The following is a 19282-nucleotide window of genomic DNA, read 5'->3' as shown; positions in this document are numbered from 1 at the left end:
ACTGCCAGCAACTCCCCTTCCCGATCTCCTCCGCGGGTGCCGTCAATGTACGGTTTGGCAGGAACGGTGGTGCAGCAGCGGCCCTCCCGCCAGAGAATACCCGACTGCATACCTGCCCAGCATGTCTCCGGCGCGGGACAAGGCCGAAGGCCGCCGCGCATCGCCGGCGCGCCCCCTCGCGGTGGCGATTTGGCCTCGGCCGGGCGGTGCCCTCGGAAAGTCGTACGGACTTGGCGGGCATAAATTGCCAGTCATATCCGTTGGATCGCCTCCGCGCGCGGCGGCGACGCGCGGCTTGTCATTCGCGGCAGGCGAGTACATGTTCTCCGGTCCGCCCTCCTCTCAGACGTCCCAGTAGCGGCGGGTGAACTCGGTGAATTCTTCCATCTCTTCGGGCCGTGGCGCCTGGCCGGTGAAGACCTTCAGGTATTCCGGCGTCATCTCCAGCCGGTGGGTGTAGCTCTCGTTCGGCTCCGCCATGTCGTAGCCGAGCTGCATGTAGTAGAGCACCTTGGCCCGCGTCACCGCTTCGCGCTCGGGGCAGCCGTAGCGGGCGAACATCGCTGTGAGCGCCGCCACCCGGCGGGCGTCGGAGCGGTCCATCAGGCTGCGCACCTTGCCCGAGCGCCGCGACCAGTCGCGCACCGCGAAATCCAGCGCGGTGTTGAACAGGCCTGGGTTGGCGATGCAGCGGAACACATTGAGCACCGCGCCGGTAATGGTCGCGGCCGGCGCCTCGGCCTGGGCCACCATGCCTGCGGTATTGGTCTGCTCCCAGCTTTTGAGGAGCGCATCCAGCAAATCTTGCCGTGACTTGAAGTACCAGTAGAAGGAGGACCGCGAGACCTGCATCCGCTCGGCCAGCGCCAGGACTTTCACCCGTTCCACCCCATCCGAGATCAGCACGTCCATCGCGACGTTGAGCCAGTCCTCACGGGTCACTTTGACGTTGCCGACCAGCGGCTCGGCCTCCGGATTGTCCCGGTGCAAAACAGGTTTCTGCGCCATCGGCCGCCCCTCGCCATCGGTTGCCCGTCCTTCCTACTGCCTCGGGCCGCACCGGCCAAGCCGGCAAATGCGCCGCCCCGCGGAGCCGGGAAGTTCACAGGAATGTGACGCAGGGCGCCCCCTTCTGCCAGCATTCCGGCCTCAAATTTCCCTTTCCGAACGGGCCTCTGTCCAATTGGGGTTTGACTAATGAACCCGCCCCGCGCGAAGGTGATGCAAAAATCAGGGGAGCCAACGGATTATGTGCGCCGCGCATCCGGCGGGCGGGCGGGGCTGAATGCGCCCGCTGCTGTCCGTCGAAAACCTCAGCATCGGCTTCGGCAAGGACGACCCGGTCGTCCGCGATGTGAGCTTTGCCGTGCAGCCGGGCGAGACCCTGGCGCTGGTGGGCGAGAGCGGCTCGGGCAAGACGATCTCCTGCCGCGCGGTGCTGCGCATCCTGCCGCGCACGGCGCAGATCCGTTCTGGCCGCGCGCTGCTGGAGCGGCATGGCGACTGCGTGGACCTGCTGCGGGTGGACGAGCGCCAGCTGCGCGACATCCGCGGCAACACCATCTCGATGATCTTCCAGGAGCCGATGCGCTCGCTCTCACCTCTCCACCGGATCGGCAACCAGGTGGTGGAGGTGCTGCGGCTGCACGGCGGCAAGCGCGGCGAGGCGGCGCGGAAGATAGTTCTGGAGTGTTTCGAGAGAGTCGGCTTCCCGGACCCCGAACGGACCTACAAATCCTACCCCTTCGAGCTCTCCGGCGGCATGCGGCAGCGCGCCATGATCGCGATGGCGATGGTGGCCCGCCCGGCGCTGCTGATCGCGGACGAGCCGACCACCGCGCTCGACGTGACCACCCAGGCGCAGGTGCTGGGGCTGGTGAAGGATCTGCAGCGCGAAACCGGCATGGCGATGATCCTGGTCACTCACGACCTGGGCGTCGTCGCCAACATGGCCGAACAGGTGGTGGTGATGCACAAGGGCCGGGTAATGGAGGCGGGCAGCACCAATGCGCTGCTGAGCGCGCCTGCGCATCCCTATACCAAGGCGCTGTTCGACGCCGCACCGGAGATCCCGGACGAGGCCGTGGTCGGCGTGCCGCCGGGCCGCGAGGATGTGATCCTGGAGATGAAATCGGTCTCTAAGACATATACGCTGAGAGCCGGCAGGGGCTGGCAGACGCCCGTGCGGATCCACGCCTGCCGCGGGATCGACCTGCGCCTGTCGCGCGGGGAGACGCTGGCCATCGTCGGCGAAAGCGGCTCGGGCAAGACCACCGCAGCGCGCATCGCGCTGGGGGCGGAGCCGCCGGATCCGGGCGGCGAAATCCTGTTCCGGCCACGGCCGGGTGCCGAGCCGGTGCCGGTGCACGCGATGGACCGCGCCCAGCGCACCGCCTTCCAGCGCCAGGCGCAGATGGTGTTCCAGGATCCCTATTCGTCGCTGTCGCCGCGGATGCGCATCCAGAACACGATGGTCGAGCCCCTGGAGATCCACGGCATCGGAACCCGCGCCGAACGGCGCGACAGGGCGGCCGAAATGCTGCGGCTGGTGGGGCTTCCGTCCGACATGCTGAAACGCTACCCGCACGCCTTTTCCGGCGGCCAGCGGCAGCGGCTGTCGATTGCGCGGGCGCTGATGCTGGAGCCCTCGCTGATCGTGTGCGACGAGCCCACCTCGGCCCTGGATGTATCGGTGCAGGAGCAGATCCTGCGGCTCCTGGAGGAGATCCGCGACCGGCAGAACCTCTCCTACCTTTTCATCAGCCACGACCTCGCGGTGGTGGCGCGCATTGCTGACGAGGTGGCGGTGATGCGGAGCGGGCTGATCGTCGAGCAGGCGCCGCCGGAGACGCTGTTCTACAATCCCCAGCACCCCTACACCAAGGCGCTGATCGCGGCCCAGCCCGAGCCGGACCCGGCCCGGCCCATCGACCTGAAGCTGGTCGCGCAAGGCGCAGGCGCGCCCGAATGCTGGCCCGAGCAGTTCCGTTTCACCGGTGCCAAAGCCCCGCCGCTGGTGAACCTTCGCCATCTGGAACCCGGCCACAAGGTACGCAGCCATGCTTGATTTCCCCAAGACCCTCCTGGCCAGGTTTCTGCCCATTCTGGCTGCCTGCTGCCTCACTCCGCTTGCGGCGGCGGCGGAGGGACCCACACTGCAGGAAAGCAGCTTCTGGAACACCGAGGTGAAGGCAGGCTACATGCCGCCGGTGGAGAAACGCCTGCCCGAGGAGCCGCTCGTAGTCGACCTGGAGGCCAAAGGCCGGGCGTACGGCGTGCAAGGCGGCACGCTCAACACCATGGTCACCCGCTCCAAGGACATCCGGCAGATGGTGGTCTACGGCTACGCCCGGCTCGCGGGCTATGACGAGGATTTTCAGCTCAGGCCTGACATCCTCCTGGACTACGAGAACGAAAACAACCGCCGCTTCACCCTGAAACTGCGCCCCGGCCACCGCTGGTCCGACGGCAGGCCCTTCACCTCGGCCGATTTCGAATACTGGTGGAAGGACGTTGCCAACCACCCGCTTCTGAGTCCGGTCGGCCCTCCCGACTTCCTGCGTGTGAACGGCAAGCTGCCGCAGGTGAGCTTCCCGGACGCAACCACAGTGATCTATGAGTGGGAGGACCCGAACCCCAATTTCCTGCACAGCATGGCGCAGGCCGCACCGCCCTTCATCTACCGGCCGGCGGCTTACCTGAAGCAGTTCCACGCGGACTACGCCGACGCAGAGGCGCTTGCGGAGGAGGTCGATTATGCCCGCGTCAAGAGCTGGGCGGCGCTGCACAACAAGTACGACAACATGTACAAGTTCGACAACCACGAGCTGCCCACGCTGCAGCCCTGGATCAACGCCTCGCCCGGCAAGCGCATCCGCCACAACTTCGTGCGCAACCCCTATTTCCACCGCATCGACGCCCGCGGCGTGCAGCTGCCCTATATCGACACTGTAGAGATGGAGATCGTCGCGCCCGGGCTGGTGGCGGCCAAGTCCAACGCGGGCGAGACCGACCTTCAGGCGCGCGGCCTCGGCTTCCGCGACATTCCGATCCTGCGCAAGGGGGAGACGGACGGCGCCGGTTACACCACCTACCTGTGGCGGAGCGGCGCTGCCTCGCAGATCGCGATTTATCCCAATCTCAATGCCAGAGACCCGGTCTGGCGCGAGATCCTGCGCGACGTGCGGGTGCGCCGGGCGCTGTCGCTGGCGATCAACCGCAAGGCCATCAACCGGGCCCTCTACTTCGACTTGGCAAAGCCCGGCGCGATGACCGTGCTGGAGCAAAGCGCCTTCTTCGACCCGGCCCTGCGCGACGCCTGGGCCACCTTCGACCCGGAGCAGGCCAACCGCCTGCTGGACGAGGCCGGCCTCGCCGAACGCGACGCCTACGGCATCCGCCGCCTGCCCGACGGGCGCAAGATGGAACTGATCATTGAGACCGCAGGCGAGCGCGAGGAGGTGGAGAACGCGCTGCAGATCATCACCGACGACTGGCGCGACGTCGGCGTCAAGCTGGTGATGCGGCCCTTGGACCGCGACATCCTGCGCAACCGGGTGTTCTCCGGCACCACCATGGCCTCGGCCTGGTTCGGCTGGGACAACGGGCTGCCGCAGGCCTATACTTCGCCAATCTACCTGGCGCCCACCGACCAGGTGTTCCTGTCCTGGCCGAAATGGGGCCAATACTACCAGACCGGCGGAGCCGCGGGTGAGCCGCCCGACATGGAACCGGCGCAGGAGCTGATGCGGCTGCTCGATGAGTGGAACAACGCCACAACCGACGAGACCCGCGCCGCGGTTTGGCGTCAAATGCTGCAAATTCACGCCGACCAGGTCTACGCCATCGGCATCGTCGCCGGTGCGCCGCAGCCGGTCGTGGTCAGCAACCGGCTGCGAAACGTGCCCAAGGAAGGCCTCTGGGCCTGGGACCCGGGCGCGCATTTCGGCATCTACCGGCCGGATGAGTTTTTCTTCGCGGACGGCCGGGACTGATGGAGATCCTGCGCTACACCATCTACCGCTTCGGCACCATGCTGCTGACGCTGCTGGCGGTGTCGGTGCTGGTCTTCGTCATCATCAACCTGCCGCCCGGCGACTATCTCTCGAACCAGATCGCCGAGCTGCGCGCCACCGGCCAGTCCGCGGGCATCGACAAGGCGGAATTCCTGCGCCGCGAATACTCGCTCGATAAGCCCCTGTGGCAGCAGTACATGATCTGGATGGGCTTCATGCCGGGCCCGAACGGCTTCTCCGGCATGATCCAGGGCAACTTCGGCTGGTCCTTCGAGTTCGACCGCCCGGTCGCGGAAATCGTCGGCGAGAGCCTTTGGCTCACCGTGCTGGTGAACCTCGCAGCGGTGCTGTTTGTCTACGCTGTGGCACTGCCGCTTGGGGTGATCGCGGCGGCGCGCTCGCGCACCTGGGTCGATTACACCACCGCCTTCGTCGGCTACCTGGGCCTGGCGACGCCAAACTTCCTCCTCGCGCTGATCCTGTTCTACTACGGCCACCGCTGGTTCGACCTGCCGATCGGAGGGCTGATGGACCCGCAGTTCGAAGGCATGCCAATGAACTGGGAAAAGATGAAGTCGATCCTCACCCACCTGATCGTGCCAACCTTCGTGATCGGCACCGCCGGCGCCTCGGCGATGATGCAGCGGCTGAGGGCCAACATGCTGGACGAGCTGGGAAAGCCCTACGTGGAGACCGCCATCGCCAAGGGCCTGAGCCCCTCGCGGATGCTGACGAAATACCCGCTGCGGGTGGCTTTCAATCCGTTCGTGGCCGACATCGGCAACCTGCTGCCCGCGATGATCTCCGGCTCGGTCCTGGTCTCGGTGGTGCTGGGGCTGCAGACCATCGGGCCTACCCTGCTGACCGCGCTGAAGACGCAGGACATGTTCCTGTCCGGCTTCGTGCTGATGTTCGTGGCGCTGCTGACGCTGATCGGCACGATGGTGTCGGATGTTCTGCTGATGCTGCTCGACCCGCGCATCCGCTATGAGGGGCGCAGCGCATGAGCAATCTGCCCGACGGTCGCTATGTGGACGATGCGCCCTATGATCCAGAGGCGTCGCTGCGCGAGCTGGAACGCAAGGACCTCGACGCGCCGAACTGGCTGCTGGTCTGGCGCAAGTTCCGCAGCCACCGGCTTGGCCTGATCTCCGGCATCTTCCTGCTCACATGCTACCTGCTGCTGCCGGTCGCGGGATTCATCGCGCCTTACGGCCCGAACGAGCGCCACAGCGAGCATCTGTTCTCGCCGCCGCAGTCGGTCAACTTCTTTCACGAAGGCGAATTCATCGGCCCCTACATCTACCCGATGACTTCAGAGGCGGATCTGGAGACCTTCCAGTGGGTGTTCAAACCTGACCTGGAGAACCCGCAGCGGCTCAAGTTCTTCTGCGAAGGCAGCGAGTACCAGCTCGCCGGGCTGATCCCCTCGCACACCCATCTGTTCTGCTCCCCCGACGGCAGCCCGATCTTCCTCTGGGGCTCTGACCGCCTGGGCCGCGACGTGTTCAGCCGCATTCTCTACGGCGCGCAGCTGTCGCTGACCGTGGGCCTCATAGGCATCACCGTGTCCTTCGTGCTCGGCATCTTCTTCGGCGCGCTGGCGGGCTACTTCGGCGGCAAGACCGACTGGGTGATCAACCGCGTGATCGAGATCCTGCGCTCCCTGCCCGAACTGCCGCTGTGGCTGGCGCTGTCGGCCGCGGTGCCCTCGAACTGGTCGCCGGTGGCGGTGTTTTTCATCATCTCGATCATCCTTGGCATCCTCGACTGGCCGGGGCTGGCGCGCGCGGTACGGGCCAAATTCCTGTCCCTGCGCGAAGAAGAGTTCGTGCGCGCGGCGGAGATGATGGGGGCCTCCTCGGGCCGGGTGATCCGCAAGCACCTTCTGCCCAATTTCATGAGCCACCTGATTGCTTCCGCCACCCTGTCGATCCCGGCGATGATCCTGGGCGAGACGGCTCTTTCCTTCCTCGGCCTCGGCCTGCGCGCACCGGCGGTGAGCTGGGGGGTGATGCTGAACGATGCCCAGAACCTCGCCTCAATCGAGATCTACCCTTGGACCGCGATCCCGATGCTGCCGATCGTGGTGGTGGTACTGGCGTTCAACTTCCTCGGCGACGGGCTGCGCGACAGTCTTGACCCCTACCAGCAATGACGCTGCTCCCGGCCTTGCCGGCGCCCGGCGCTTACGAGGTGACTGGCGAGGGGCATCTGCCCAGCGCCTTTGCGGTGAGCGATCTGGCGGAGCGGTCGGTGGCCGCCGTGGGGCTGGAACTCGCCCGGCTGATCGAGGCGCTGAACATGGCCCCGCGCGCGCCGGAGGTGACGGTGGACCGCCGCCTTGCCTCGCTCTGGTTCGGCTTCAGCTTTGCCCCCGAAGGCTGGCAAATGCCCGGCCCCTGGGACCCGCTCGCGGGCGTGTATCGGACCTCAGATGGCTCGATCCGCCTGCACACCAACCTGCCCGCCCATCGGGCCGCGGCGCTGCGGGTGCTGGGCTGCGCTCCTGAAAAGGCCACCGTCACGGAAGCGGCCCGTGGCTGGCAGGCGGACGCGTTAGAGGCCGCCATCTTGGAGCAAGGCGGCGCTGCCGCGGCCCTGCGCAGCCGTGCCGAATGGCTGGCTCATCCGCAAGGCAAGGCCGTCGCGGCCGAGCCGCTGATCCACCGGGTGAACCCTCGCCAGATCCGCTTGCGCCACCGCCCGGAAGCGACTGCCGCCCGGCCGCTCGCAGGTCTTAAGGTGCTCGATCTCACTCGCGTGCTGGCAGGCCCGGTCTCCACCCGCACGCTCGCAGGCTTCGGCGCGGAAGTTTTGCGCATCGACCCGCCCGGCTGGGACGAGCCCGGCGTGATCCCCGACACCTCTCTGGGCAAGCGCATGGCCGCGCTGGACCTCACCGCGCCCGCCGGCCGCGCCCGCTTCGAGGCGCTTCTGGCAGAGGCCGACGTGCTGGTGCACGGCTACCGCCCCGGCGCGCTGGAGGGGCTGGGCTACGGGGAAGACACGCGCCGCCGCATCGCGCCGGACGCGGTGGAAGTCACGCTCGACGCCTACGGCTGGACCGGCCCCTGGGCCCGCCGCCGCGGCTTCGACAGCCTGGTGCAGATGAGCTGCGGCATCGCGGATCAGGGCCGCGTCTGGGCCGGAACGGATGGCCCGGTGCCTCTGCCGGTGCAGGCGCTGGACCACGCCACCGGCTGGCTCATGGCCGCGGCGGTGCTCTCGGCCCTGACCGCTGCCGCCCGCGGCGCGCCGGTGCCAGTGGCAAAGCTCTCGCTGGCCCGCACGGCCGAGGAACTGGCGGCGCTGGACGGCAGCCATGAAAGCCCGGAGATCTCCCCGGCCGCGCCCGCGGATTATGCGGACACCGTGGAACACACCTCTTGGGGCCCCGGCCGCCGGCTCCGTCCTCCGCTCGTGCTGGCAGATACCGCTTTGCACTGGGAGCGGCCCGCCACCGCGTGCGGCAGCGCTCCGCCGGAGTGGGCAGAGTAGCGGGGGCGCTGCCCCCTTGGCCTGCGGCCAATTCCCCCGGGATATTTTCGGCAAGAGGAAGACGGCTGGGCTGCACATCCCCGCAATCATACTGCGCCGGAACGGTCAGCGCGGCAGGGGCGCCGCCCCCCTTCGCCTGCGGCCAATTCCCCCGGGATATTTTCGGCCAGAAGAAACTCGTGGTCCTTTGGTCCGCGGCCCGTGCGCCACGGGCGCCGCCGCGCGTGAGCGCGGCGCCCGGCCCAACGCCGCACGGCGCGTGCAAACGCGCTGGCGCGGGGGCGGGAGCTGTCCGGCTCAGGCCTCGCGGTCGCCGTTGCCGTCGAGGTCGAGCGCGTCCTCGTCGATCGCCGCCTGCACCGCCCCGGTGGCGAGGCGCTTCTGTTCGGGCGTCGCGTCCTCTGCCTGGTCGGCGGCCAGCCGCACCGTGACCTCGCGGTGGGCAAACTTAATGCCCTCGCGGGCAAACAGCTCGCGGATCTCCTGGTAGACCCGCTTGCGCACCAGCCATTGGTCGCCCGGCTTGGTCATGAACTTCACCCGGATGATCATCGCCGACTCCTGCATCTCGATCACCCCCTGCGACTTCAGGGGCTGAATGAAGTTGCTGCCGATCACCGGATCGTCCAGCAGCTCCTCCCCCAGTTTCTTGATCAGCTTGCGCACCTTTTCCACATCGGTGTCATAGGTGACCCTGAGCGGCAGCTTCATCATCACCCAATCGCGGGAGTAGTTGGTCAGCACCTTGATCTCGCCGAAGGGAATGGTGTGCAGCGCGCCCAGATGGTGGCGCAGCTGGAAGGAGCGGACCGAGATCTTCTCCACCGTGCCCTTGACGTCGCCGATGTCGATGTACTCGCCCTTGCGGAAGGCATCGTCGATCAGGAAGAACGCGCCGGAGAAGATGTCGCGCACCAGCGCCTGCGAGCCGAAGCCGACCGCGAGGCCGACAACGCCGGCGCCGGCGAACAGCGGGCTCACGTTGATGCCCAGCTCCAGGAGAATGATCAGCACGATCGACACCAGCACCACGGCGAGGATCGCGCCGCGGAACAGGGGCAGGAGCGTCGCCAGACGGCTGACCCCGCCGGCGCCGCCCTCGTCGCCGAGCTCGCCCGCGGGCATGTCGCCGCCCTCCTCGTCGATCTTGCTGTCGATCCAGATCCGGAACAGGTGGTAGACCGTGTAGCCGATGAACAGGATCACGGTCACGTCGATGGCGCGTTCGGCGGCGGCGGTTTCCATCCAGACGGCCTCGGGGTTCCAGACCACCAGAAGCGCATAGGCGCCGGCGACAAAGGCGAGGATGCCGGCGAGGCGGCGGGCGAGGTCTTCGTAGGTGGCAATCGGGTGCCGGGGCGGCGGCGCGCTGTCCTCCACCTCCTCCAGCCCGTCGTCCGGCGCCAGGATCTCCCCAGTGTGCCCTTCCGGCGGCTCGGCGGCGGCAGGGCGGCGGGCGAAGTAGCGCTCGATCGCGTAGCCGATCACGCCGTAAACCACCAGAATCGAGGTCAGCACCAGGTAGCTGCCCGCCATTACCGGCACCGGGACCTCGGCTTCCAGCACCAGGTCGAAGGCGAGCTTGAACCAGCCGAACACCATATAGGCCATCACCACCGGCGCCCAGGCAACGGACAGCACCCGCACCAGCCAGGCACACTCCGCAGGCGGCCGCCCGGCCCGGATCGCGTTGGAGATCGCGCGGCCGTTGACCATCACCATCAGGAGGTTGCCCAGTGTGCCGACCAGCGCGAGCAGCCCGTAGAGCAGGGCATAGACGTTGTAGTTCAGCCCGAAATCGCCGACCCAGGTGGCAAACAGCACCGCAAAGATGTCATAGGCCGCCAGCGCCGAGGCCCAGAGGTAGAGCCGCCGCGCGTCCCGGTCGGAGAACACCGGGATGCGGTATTGCGTCAGATAGGGCGACAGCACCATGCGCCACAGGTCCGACACCGTGCGGGCGAGGAAATAGGCAGTATAGACCGCCGCCACCGTCAGCTCCACCGAGCTGTCGCCGGAGGGGCCGAACAGCAGGTAGGAGAGCGCCAGCGCAAAGATCATCGCAAACAGCGTCGCTCCGACTCCCATCAGGAAGCGGAACACAAGGAAGGGCATCTTCTCGCGGTAGCCTTGCGGGTCCTCCTTGATCCGCGCGACCACATGGCGCTTGGCGATGCGTTTGCCGTAGACCTGCACCGACAGCCAGCGGCCGATGAGCAGGAACAGCACATTCCAGCCGACCACCTCGACGTAGGTCATGATGCGCCCGTCCGGGCTGGTCTCGCGCAGGATGTAGCGCATCTCGAACAGAGAATAGGGCAGCGCCTCCAGCCGGCTGGCGAGTTCGCTGCGGAAAGTGCGGATTTGCGATTGCGCCCGCATCAGCACCGAGGGCTGCTCCATCGCCCCCCCGCCTGCACTGGCTTCCGCGCTGGCGGCGGCGGGGTCCGGCTGCTGCGCCGCAATGGGTGCCTCCGGCGGCGCCGCCAGCACCCGGCCGGAGGTGTCCAGCACGATCACCCCGGTGCCGCGTGCCGCCGCCTGTTCGATCGCCTGCGCCAGGGCCTCGGCTCCGGCGGGATCATTTTCTTGTGCGCTGGCGCGAGCGCCGACACTCATGGCAAGCGCGGCGCAAAGCAGAAGCCGGAGGAGAACATGCAGCATGGGGCGCCTATGCGTTTGGAAACCTGCGCCAAATTAGACCACGCCACGGGCGTTGCGCAAATAGCGCGGGCGCAAATTCATGTGCGCTGCCGCGCAGGGGCCGGCGATTGCCAGCGCGCGGTGCAGAAGCTATACAACGCTGACCGCCGCTTTCCGGGCGCAGGCCGCCTTATCCCGCGGCCTGGGGCCCAACCGGGGCGGCAGGCAGCAGCACGACCCACCGACAGCGCCCGCGCCGATGCCCGGCCCGGGCCCGCAGACTTCGAGGCGGACCATGGCCGAGCACAGGAGCAAACGCCCGGGCGCAACCGCCGGCACAAGGCCTCCCGCCCGTTCGCAGGCCCGCGCCCTTGCCCGTCCCGTCGTGCGTAAGCTGCCCCGCACAGCCCTCTCACCCTATCAGGTTTCTTGATGACCGACACCGGCACTACCCCCCTTGCGGCCGCCCCGCGGGCGCGCGGGCCGCGCATCCTGCTGTACAGCCACGACACCTTCGGGCTGGGCCACCTGCGCCGCTCGCGGGCGCTGGCAGGCGCGATCACCGCCGCCAACCCGCATGCCTCGGCGCTGATCCTGACCGGTTCGCCCGTCGCCGGGCGCTTCTCCTTCCCCAACCGGGTCGACCACGTGCGCTTGCCGGGCGTTATCAAGCGCGCCGACGGCTCCTATGCCTCGCGCACCATGGGCATGAGCATCGAAGAGACCACCGAACTGCGCGCGGCGCTGATCCGCTCCACCGTGGAACAGTTCAGCCCGGATATGCTGATTGCTGACAAGGAGCCGACGGGCTTCCGCGGCGAGCTGATCCCGGCGCTGGAGGGGCTGAAAGCGCGCGGCCACTGCAAGACGGTGCTGGGGCTGCGCGACGTGCTGGACGACCCGGAGGTGCTGGCCGCCGAATGGGAGCGCAAAGGCGCGGTGGCGGCGACCCGCGATTTCTACAACGAGATCTGGGTCTACGGCCTGCGCGAAATCTACGACCCTGCCGCGGGGCTCCGGCTGCCGCAGGAGGTGCAGGCGCGGATGCACTGGACCGGCTACCTGCGCCGCGACCTTGCCCCCGCGGGCGAGCCGCCCGCCCAGCCCTATATCCTCGTCACTCCCGGCGGCGGCGGCGACGGTGCCATGATGGTGGACCTGGCGCTGTCGGCCTACGAGGCGGATCCTGACCTGAGCCCGCGCGCGCTGCTGGTCTACGGGCCGTTCCTGTCGGGCGAGACCCGCGAGGATTTCGAGGCCCGTGTGGCGCGGCTCGGCGGGCGGGTCACAGCGGTGGGCTTCGACTCCGAGATCGAGACGCTGTTTGCCGGCGCCCAGGGCGTGGTCTGCATGGGTGGCTACAATACGTTTTGCGAGGTGCTTTCCTTCGACAAGCCCGCGGTCATCGTGCCGCGCACCACACCGCGGCTGGAGCAGTGGATCCGCGCCAGCCGGGCCGAGGAGCTGGGGCTGAGCGCGATGCTGGACGAAAGCCGCGACGGCTGGACGCCGGACGCGATGGGCCGCGCGATCCGCGCACTCGCCCATCAGCCGCCGCCCTCGGCTGCCGGTTCCCAAGGGCTGCTGGACGGGCTCGCCTACGTGACCGGGCGGGTGGAGACGCTGCTGGCAGCGCAACAGAAGCGCGAGGCGCTGGCATGAGCGCGCCCCGCCCTCCGCTTGCGGTGGTGGTCAAGGGCTGGCCGCGCCTGTCGGAGACCTTCATCGCGCAGGAACTGGTGGCGCTGGAAGCCGCGGGCCACGCCTTCGAGATCTGGTCGCTGCGCCATCCCACCGACATCAAGCGCCACCCGCTGCACGACCGTTTGCGGGCGCGGGTGCATTATTTGCCGGAATATCTCTTTGAGGAGCCCGAGCGCGTATGGCGCGCCAGGGCCGCGGCGCAGCAACTGCCGGGATATCCCGAAGCCTACCGCATCTGGCGCGCCGACCTGCGCCGAGATCCGACCCCGAACCGCATCCGCCGCTTCGGCCAGGCGTGTGTGCTGGCCGCCGAGATGCCTGCCGAGGTGCTGGGTCTCTATGCGCATTTCCTGCACACGCCATCTTCCGTGGCGCGCTACGCCGCGATCATGCGCGGGCTGCCTTGGAGCTTCTCGGCCCATGCCAAGGACATCTGGACCTCGCCAGATTGGGAGATCCGCGAGAAGCTCTCCGCCACCCATCAGGGTGCCGCCTTCGGAGCCACCTGCACCGGTTTTGGCGCAAAGCATCTGCAGGATATGGCGGGCGATCCAAGCCGGGTGGATCTGGTCTACCACGGGCTCGATCTCTCCCGTTTCCCGGCGCCGCCTGCGCGTGCGCCCCGGCAGCCGCAGGATGCGATGCATTTCCTGTCGGTTGGCCGCTTGGTGGAGAAGAAGGGCTTCGACCGGCTGATGGCGGCGCTGGCGCTGCTGCCGCAAGGGCTGGACTGGCACTGGACCCATATCGGCGGCGGCGGGCTGGGCGATTTGCTCGAAGGCATGGCCGAGGATGCAGGCATCGCGGACCGTATCACCTGGCGCGGCGCTTGCGACCAGCCCGAGGTGATCGAAGCCATGCGCGCCGCCGATCTGTTTGTACTGCCCAGCCGGGTGGCCTCCGATGGCGACCGCGACGGGCTGCCGAACGTCCTGATGGAGGCGGCCTCGCAGCTGCTGCCGGTGCTCTCCACGCCGGTTTCCGCAATTCCTGAATTCATCAGCCATGGCGAGCAGGGCCTGCTGAGCGATGACGCACCCGAGGCGCTGGCCGAAAGCCTGCTTTACGCCGCCCGCCACCCGCGCGATCTGGACGCGATGGCCGAAGCTGCGCTGGAGCGGCTCCGCCGCGATTTTGGCATGGCCCCCGGCATCGCGCAGCTCTCGCGGCGGCTCAACGCGCTGATCGGGCAAGGCTGAGACGCCATGCCTGCCGGGGAGGGAAAGCGGGTTGCCTTCTACGCACCGATGAAGCCGCCGCATCACCCGGTGCCCTCCGGCGACCGCGAGATGGCGCGGGCGCTGATGGGCATGCTCGCCAGCAGCGGGACGGAGGCGATGCTGGCCTCGAACCTCAGGATTTACGACAAGGCGGGCGATGCCGCGCGTCAGCAGGAGCTGCGCAATCAAGCCGCGGCAGAGGTGGCGCGGCTTACCGCGGAGCTGCCCGCAACCGACCTCTGGGTCACCTACCACAACTACTACAAGGCCCCCGACCTGATCGGCCCCGCCGTCGCCCGCGCCCGCGGCATTCCTTATGTTCAGATCGAGTCGACCCGCGCGAAGAAGCGGCTGACCGGCCCCTGGGCGGAGTTCGCGAAGGCCGCGCATGATGCCGCCGATGCCGCCGCCGCGGTGTTCTACTTCACCGAACAGGACCGCTTCGCGCTGGAACGCGACCGTTGCGGCGCGCAAGCCGTGGCGCATCTGCCGCCTTTCCTGCTGCTGGACACTCTGCCCGAAGCCTCGCTCCTCAACGGCCCGATGCTGGCAGCGGGGATGATGCGGGCGGGGGACAAGCTGGCCTCCTACCGGCTGATTGCCGAAACGCTGGCGCATATCCCGGGAGACTGGCAGCTGGAGATCGCAGGCGATGGCCCCGCGCGCACCGATGCTGAGGTGCTGATGGCGCCATTCGGGAAGCGGGTGCGCTTCCTCGGCCAGCTCTCGCGCGAAGACCTTGCCGCCGCCTACACCCGCGCCAGCCTGTTCCTCTGGCCCGGCGTGAACGAAGCTTTCGGCATGGTCTACCTCGAAGCGCAAGCGCACGGGCTGCCGGTGGTGGCGCAGGACCGGCCCGGCGTGCGCGACGTGCTGCTGCCCGGCCCGTACCCCGCGCCCGAGGACGGGCCGGCGGCGCTGGCGGCAATGGCCGCGGCCCTGCTCGCGAGCGGCGAACAGCGCAGGGAGCGCGGTACCGCCGCCCGCGCATTCATCGCCAGAAGCCATCTCGCCCCGGCTGCGGCCCGCTGCTTTTGGCAGACTGTCACCCCGGTTCTGGAGACCTCCCGATGATCCGACTTGCCCTCCTGCGCCATGGCCACACCGCCTGGAACCGCGCGGGCCGTATCCAGGGCCGCAGCGACATCCCGCTGGACGAGGACGCAAAGGCGGAGCTTTCGGGCTGCGCCCTCCCCGCCCCCTGGAATACCGCCGCGCTCTGGTCCAGCCCGCTCCTGCGTGCGGCGGAAACCGCGCAGCTGATTGCAGGCCGCCCGCCGCACACGGCGCCGGAGCTGACCGAGATGAACTGGGGCCGGTGGGAGGGCCTGCACGGCGCAGACCTGAAGGCCGACCCGAACAGCGGCTTCCGCGATATCGAGGACTGGGGCTGGCACTACCGGCCCCCCGGCGGCGAGAGTCCAGCGGAGGTCTGGACCCGCATCGAACCCTGGCTTGCGGGCCTCTCGCGGGATACTGTGGCGGTCTGTCATATCGGCATTATGCGGATGATACTCGCCCGCGCTCACGGCTGGGACTTCGCCGGCCCCGCGCCGTTCCGCATCAAGCGCAACCGGCTCTTCGTAGTGGAGATCGAAGGCAGCAGTCTCACGCCGTGGGCCGTGCCGGTGCGGCTGCTGCGCAAGGAAGATGCGGCATGAAAGTTCTGATCGCGGTCACTCACCTCCTTGGCACCGGGCATCTGTCCCGCGCGCTGACCCTGGGCCGCGCCTTCGCCGCCGAAGGCCATACGGTGCGCGTCGCCTCCGGCGGTTTCCCGGCGCCGCAGCTTGACCACACCGGCGTCGATCTGGTCCAGCTGCCGCCGCTGCGTTCGGACGGGGTGGCGTTCACCCGGCTTCTCGGTGAAAGCGGTGAACTGGCCGACGGGGACTATCTCGCCCGGCGCAGCACAGCGCTTCTCGCCGCACTCCGGGACATGCAGCCCGACGTGCTGATCACCGAGCTCTACCCTTTCGGCCGCCGCTCCCTCGCATCCGAGTTCCTGGCGCTCCTGGAGGCCGCGGGCCGACTTCCGCGCCGCCCGGTGGTGCTGGCCTCGGTGCGCGACATCCTGGCGCCGCCCTCAAAGCCGCAGAAAGCCGAGGCCGCCGATGCGGTGATCGCCGCCCATTACGACGCGGTGCTGGTGCATTCCGACCCCGCTGCCACCAAGCTTGAGACAAGCTGGCCGGTCTCCCCGATGCTGGCGGAGAAGCTGCGCTACACCGGCTATGCCGCCTCCGCCCCCGCAGGCCCGCACCCCGAAGGCGCTGGCACGGGCGAAATTCTGGTCAGCGCCGGCGGCGGCGCCGTGGGCGATGCGCTGTTTGCCTGCGCGCTGGAAGCTGCCGGGATGATGCCCGAGCACCGCTGGCGCCTGCTGGTCGGCGGCAGCGATGCGGCGGCGCGGATCGCAGCGCTCAGCGAGCACCCCTCCCCTGCGATCCTGGAGCCCGCGCGACCCGATTTCCGCCAGATGCTAAGCGGCGCTGCCGCCTCGGTCAGCATGTGCGGCTACAACACCGCGCTCGACCTCTTGCAGGCGGGCACCCCCGCGGTGCTGGTGCCGTTTGATGCCGGCAGCGAGACCGAGCAGACCCTGCGCGCCGAAAGCCTCGCGCCGCTGGACGGGATCGCAGTGCTGAAATCCGCGGACCTGACCCCGCAGAACCTATGCGCTGCGCTCAGGGCTGCCATGCGGGCCCCGGAGCGGACCGCGGGCGGTTTCCGGTTTGACGGCGCCGCTTGGACGGTGGAGATTGCTGCGGGACTTCTGGGGGAGCGTGCATGACACCAGACTGGAGCGAGCTGGATAGGGAGCTGGCGCACTGGCAAGCGGCGGGGAAGACTCTGCCCCTGTGGTGGCGGGACGATGACGCGATGGCTCAATCGGCGGAGCTGGACCGGCTCGCCGCGCTGTCCGAAAAGCTGGACCTGCCCGTGCATCTGGCGGTCATTCCGCAAGGCGCCACGCCCGACCTTGCCCGCTTTACCCGTGAAAACCCGCAGCTGATCCCGGTGGTGCACGGCTGGGCGCATCAGAACCACGCTCCTGCGGGCGAGAAAAAGGCCGAGTTCGGCGCCCACCGCCCGCTGGATATGCTGCTGGAAGAGGCCGAGCGCGGGCTTGGCTGCCTGCGCGAACTGTTCGGCCCCAGCCTGCGGCCAATGTTCGTGCCGCCCTGGAACCGGATGGATGCGCGGATGCTGCCTTGGCTGGCGGGCGCGGGCTATACCGCGGTTTCCGCCTTCACCCCGCGCAGCGCCGCCAAGCCCGCGCCGGGGCTCTTGCGGGTGAACACGCATCTCGACCCCATCGCCTGGCGCGCGGGACGCAGCCTGCTGCCGCCTGCGGAGCTGATCCGCCAGGCCGCCCGCCAACTGCGCGACCGCCGCCTGGGCGAAGCCGACAGCGGCGAGCCTTACGGGATCCTCACCCACCACCTGGCGCAGGACGATGCGGTCTGGGAGTTCACCGAAGCCCTGGCCGCCCGGCTTCTGGCCGGGCCGGGCGAGGCTTGGGTCTACGACGAAAGGATGAGCGCATGAGCCGACTCGAGTCCATGCTGCGGCGGCTCACCGCCCAGCGCGACGGGCTTAACTGGGCCGCACGGGAAAGCGCCGCCATCCAGGGCGACGCGCTCGACCTAGGACTTGGCAACGGCCGCAGCTACGACCACCTGCGCCAGATCCTGCCGGAGCGCCGGATCTGGGTGATCGACCGGGTGCTGCAATGCCACCCCTCCTGCGTGCCGCCCGAGCAGGACTTTTTGCAGGGCGAAGCGCGGCCGATGCTCGAACGCCTTGCCGCCTCCGGCCACCGGATTGCGCTGGCGCATTACGACTTCGGCTTCGGCGTGAAGGAAAAGGACGTGGCCGAAGCCGCCGCGCTGTCGCCCGCAATTGCGCAGGTGATGGCACCGGGCGGGATCATCGTTTCGGGCCAGCCGCTCACGGGGTTCGAGGAAATCGCAGGCCCCGGGGGCATCCAGCCCGGCCGCTACATGTTCTACCGCGCGGGCTGAGCCCGGCGCCGCGCGCGCCTTACGCCACCCGCGCGCCGCGGCTCCAGACCCCGCGCAGGGCAGGCACCCCGCCGCACAAGCGGAAGCGGATCAGGTCGGCCCGCAGCCCCGGCGCGATGCGCCCTCGGTCCGCAAGGCCGGCCGCCTCGGCCGGCGCCCGGGTCACGGTGGCCAGACCGCGCGCCATGTCGCCCCATTGCTCGCCCAGCTGCACCGCCGCTATCAGGAGCCCGGCGGGCACATAGTCCGAGGACAGGATGTCCAAAAGCTCCAGCCCCGCCAGCTCTGCCGCTGCCACATTGCCCGAATGCGAGCTGCCGCGGATCAGGTTCGGCGCGCCCATCATTACCTTTATGCCCGCCCCATGGCACGCCCGCGCCGCTTCCACCGTGGTGGGGAACTCCGCCAGCCGGATGCCATAGCCTGCCGAAACCGCGACCTGCTCCGCGGTGGTGTCGTCGTGGCTCGCCAGCACCGCGCCGAACCGCGCCGCCGCCGCCACCGCCGCGGCTTCGTGCCGGTCGCCATTCGCCTCGCGCAGGGCCTTCAGATGTGCGACGTGCGCGGTAAAGCCCGCATCGTCAAAGCCGTGCTTCCCTTTCACATAGGCTTCCAGCTTGGAGAGGTCGCGGAACTGCCGCTGCCCCGGCGTGTGATCCATCAGGGAGACCAGCCCGACCCGGTCCTCGGGGCCGAAAGCGTCCAGCTCCTCCACCAGGGTGTCCGAGCAGACCTCGGCCCGCAGATGCAGGAAGTGGGAAATCTTCAGCGCGCCGGTGCTGCGCAGCGCCAGCAGCTCGGTGGCCAGCTTCCGGGCATAGGCGCCATAGCGGCTTTCCTTGCGGAGGATAGACCCCACACGCATGGCGTCGAACACCGTGGTGATGCCGGTGCCCGCGAGCTCCGCATCATGCGCCAGCAGCGCCGCGCCATGCGGCCAGCCGACCCCGGGGCGCGGCTGAATGTGGCGCTCCAGATTATCGGTATGCAGCTCCACCAGCCCGGGGCAGAGGAAATCGCCCTCACAGTCCACCGCGCCCGCAGGCACCGCGGCCCCGCTGTCCAGCGCGGCAATCCGTCCATGGGCAACCTTCACGCAGCCGCGGCTCAGGCCCTCGGGCAGGACCAGCGTGGCATTGGCAAGGATCAACTCTTCTGTCATCTGGGTTAC

Annotated in this window: 15 protein-coding genes; 12 read left to right on the top strand and 3 right to left on the bottom strand. The window is 68.6% G+C overall.

Features of this window, described 5'->3' with window-relative positions; genetic code table 11:
* Positions 1-342: 342 nt before the first annotated feature.
* On the bottom strand, positions 343-1008 hold the full coding sequence (locus tag ACOHWE_RS08560; RefSeq protein WP_420665668.1) for a TetR/AcrR family transcriptional regulator: 666 nt from the start codon (positions 1006-1008) through the stop codon (positions 343-345).
* A 277-nt stretch (positions 1009-1285) separates the two neighbouring features.
* Between ACOHWE_RS08560 and ACOHWE_RS08555 the strand changes: the two genes are divergently transcribed.
* Genes ACOHWE_RS08555 through ACOHWE_RS08535 form a run of 5 tightly spaced genes read left to right on the top strand, consistent with a single transcriptional unit; the run spans position 1286 to position 8516 of the window.
* The gene (locus tag ACOHWE_RS08555; RefSeq protein WP_420665667.1) at positions 1286-3067 is read left to right on the top strand and encodes an ABC transporter ATP-binding protein; all 1782 of its coding nucleotides are present in this window, start codon (positions 1286-1288) and stop codon (positions 3065-3067) included.
* Positions 3060-4994: an ABC transporter substrate-binding protein gene (locus ACOHWE_RS08550; RefSeq protein WP_420665666.1), complete on the top strand. Its 1935-nt coding sequence runs from the start codon at positions 3060-3062 to the stop codon at positions 4992-4994. Before ACOHWE_RS08555 ends, ACOHWE_RS08550 begins: the two co-directional genes overlap by 8 nt.
* Entirely contained in the window at positions 4994-6022 is a 1029-nt protein-coding gene (locus ACOHWE_RS08545) for an ABC transporter permease (RefSeq protein WP_420665664.1), read from the top strand. Before ACOHWE_RS08550 ends, ACOHWE_RS08545 begins: the two co-directional genes overlap by 1 nt.
* A complete protein-coding gene (locus ACOHWE_RS08540; RefSeq protein ID WP_420665662.1) occupies positions 6019-7173 on the top strand; it encodes an ABC transporter permease in 1155 nt (384 codons plus the stop codon). The genes ACOHWE_RS08545 and ACOHWE_RS08540 overlap by 4 nt, the downstream gene beginning before the upstream one ends.
* Positions 7170-8516, top strand: a complete 1347-nt coding sequence (locus tag ACOHWE_RS08535) for a CoA transferase (RefSeq protein WP_420665661.1) — start codon at positions 7170-7172, stop codon at positions 8514-8516. Before ACOHWE_RS08540 ends, ACOHWE_RS08535 begins: the two co-directional genes overlap by 4 nt.
* Before the next feature lie 297 nt (positions 8517-8813).
* Here ACOHWE_RS08535 and ACOHWE_RS08530 read toward each other — a convergent pair whose 3' ends face one another.
* Entirely contained in the window at positions 8814-11180 is a 2367-nt protein-coding gene (locus tag ACOHWE_RS08530; RefSeq protein ID WP_420665659.1) for a mechanosensitive ion channel family protein, read from the bottom strand.
* Between the two features lie 411 nt (positions 11181-11591).
* On the opposite strand from ACOHWE_RS08530, the gene ACOHWE_RS08525 reads away from it, so the two are divergent.
* Genes ACOHWE_RS08525 through ACOHWE_RS08495 form a run of 7 tightly spaced genes read left to right on the top strand, consistent with a single transcriptional unit; the run spans position 11592 to position 18111 of the window.
* Entirely contained in the window at positions 11592-12821 is a 1230-nt protein-coding gene (locus tag ACOHWE_RS08525) for a glycosyltransferase family protein (RefSeq protein ID WP_420665657.1), read from the top strand.
* Complete coding sequence (locus ACOHWE_RS08520) at positions 12818-14062, top strand: glycosyltransferase (RefSeq protein ID WP_420665656.1); 1245 nt, start codon at positions 12818-12820, stop codon at positions 14060-14062. Before ACOHWE_RS08525 ends, ACOHWE_RS08520 begins: the two co-directional genes overlap by 4 nt.
* 6 nt (positions 14063-14068) lie before the next feature.
* Positions 14069-15157, top strand: a complete 1089-nt coding sequence (locus tag ACOHWE_RS08515; RefSeq protein WP_420665655.1) for a glycosyltransferase family 4 protein — start codon at positions 14069-14071, stop codon at positions 15155-15157.
* Positions 15154-15744 (top strand): histidine phosphatase family protein, encoded by a 591-nt coding sequence (locus ACOHWE_RS08510; RefSeq protein WP_420665654.1) that lies wholly within the window; start codon positions 15154-15156, stop codon positions 15742-15744. Before ACOHWE_RS08515 ends, ACOHWE_RS08510 begins: the two co-directional genes overlap by 4 nt.
* Complete coding sequence (locus ACOHWE_RS08505; protein WP_420665652.1) at positions 15741-16877, top strand: glycosyltransferase family protein; 1137 nt, start codon at positions 15741-15743, stop codon at positions 16875-16877. Before ACOHWE_RS08510 ends, ACOHWE_RS08505 begins: the two co-directional genes overlap by 4 nt.
* Positions 16874-17635, top strand: coding sequence for a polysaccharide deacetylase family protein (locus ACOHWE_RS08500; RefSeq protein ID WP_420665650.1), 762 nt, complete (start codon positions 16874-16876; stop codon positions 17633-17635). Before ACOHWE_RS08505 ends, ACOHWE_RS08500 begins: the two co-directional genes overlap by 4 nt.
* Positions 17632-18111, top strand: a complete 480-nt coding sequence (locus tag ACOHWE_RS08495; protein ID WP_420665648.1) for a class I SAM-dependent methyltransferase — start codon at positions 17632-17634, stop codon at positions 18109-18111. The genes ACOHWE_RS08500 and ACOHWE_RS08495 overlap by 4 nt, the downstream gene beginning before the upstream one ends.
* A gap of 19 nt (positions 18112-18130) precedes the next feature.
* Here the strand turns inward: ACOHWE_RS08495 and ACOHWE_RS08490 are convergent, their stop codons facing one another.
* Entirely contained in the window at positions 18131-19273 is a 1143-nt protein-coding gene (locus ACOHWE_RS08490; RefSeq protein ID WP_420665647.1) for an alpha-D-ribose 1-methylphosphonate 5-triphosphate diphosphatase, read from the bottom strand.
* Positions 19274-19282 lie beyond the last annotated feature (9 nt).

It is taken from the genome of Cribrihabitans neustonicus, from assembly GCF_048820895.1.
GTDB lineage: Bacteria > Pseudomonadota > Alphaproteobacteria > Rhodobacterales > Rhodobacteraceae > Cribrihabitans_A > Cribrihabitans_A neustonicus.
The sequence above is the reverse complement of the archived record's forward strand: the minus strand, read 5'-3'. Positions and strand labels throughout refer to the sequence as shown.

Coding starts and splice junctions, on each gene's coding strand:
- ACOHWE_RS08560 (WP_420665668.1), bottom strand. CDS start 1,008: ATGGCGCAGAAACCTGTTTTGCACCGGGACAATCCGGAGGCCGAGCCG.
- ACOHWE_RS08555 (WP_420665667.1), top strand. CDS start 1,286: ATGCGCCCGCTGCTGTCCGTCGAAAACCTCAGCATCGGCTTCGGCAAG.
- ACOHWE_RS08550 (WP_420665666.1), top strand. CDS start 3,060: ATGCTTGATTTCCCCAAGACCCTCCTGGCCAGGTTTCTGCCCATTCTG.
- ACOHWE_RS08545 (WP_420665664.1), top strand. CDS start 4,994: ATGGAGATCCTGCGCTACACCATCTACCGCTTCGGCACCATGCTGCTG.
- ACOHWE_RS08540 (WP_420665662.1), top strand. CDS start 6,019: ATGAGCAATCTGCCCGACGGTCGCTATGTGGACGATGCGCCCTATGAT.
- ACOHWE_RS08535 (WP_420665661.1), top strand. CDS start 7,170: ATGACGCTGCTCCCGGCCTTGCCGGCGCCCGGCGCTTACGAGGTGACT.
- ACOHWE_RS08530 (WP_420665659.1), bottom strand. CDS start 11,180: ATGCTGCATGTTCTCCTCCGGCTTCTGCTTTGCGCCGCGCTTGCCATG.
- ACOHWE_RS08525 (WP_420665657.1), top strand. CDS start 11,592: ATGACCGACACCGGCACTACCCCCCTTGCGGCCGCCCCGCGGGCGCGC.
- ACOHWE_RS08520 (WP_420665656.1), top strand. CDS start 12,818: ATGAGCGCGCCCCGCCCTCCGCTTGCGGTGGTGGTCAAGGGCTGGCCG.
- ACOHWE_RS08515 (WP_420665655.1), top strand. CDS start 14,069: ATGCCTGCCGGGGAGGGAAAGCGGGTTGCCTTCTACGCACCGATGAAG.
- ACOHWE_RS08510 (WP_420665654.1), top strand. CDS start 15,154: ATGATCCGACTTGCCCTCCTGCGCCATGGCCACACCGCCTGGAACCGC.
- ACOHWE_RS08505 (WP_420665652.1), top strand. CDS start 15,741: ATGAAAGTTCTGATCGCGGTCACTCACCTCCTTGGCACCGGGCATCTG.
- ACOHWE_RS08500 (WP_420665650.1), top strand. CDS start 16,874: ATGACACCAGACTGGAGCGAGCTGGATAGGGAGCTGGCGCACTGGCAA.
- ACOHWE_RS08495 (WP_420665648.1), top strand. CDS start 17,632: ATGAGCCGACTCGAGTCCATGCTGCGGCGGCTCACCGCCCAGCGCGAC.
- ACOHWE_RS08490 (WP_420665647.1), bottom strand. CDS start 19,273: ATGACAGAAGAGTTGATCCTTGCCAATGCCACGCTGGTCCTGCCCGAG.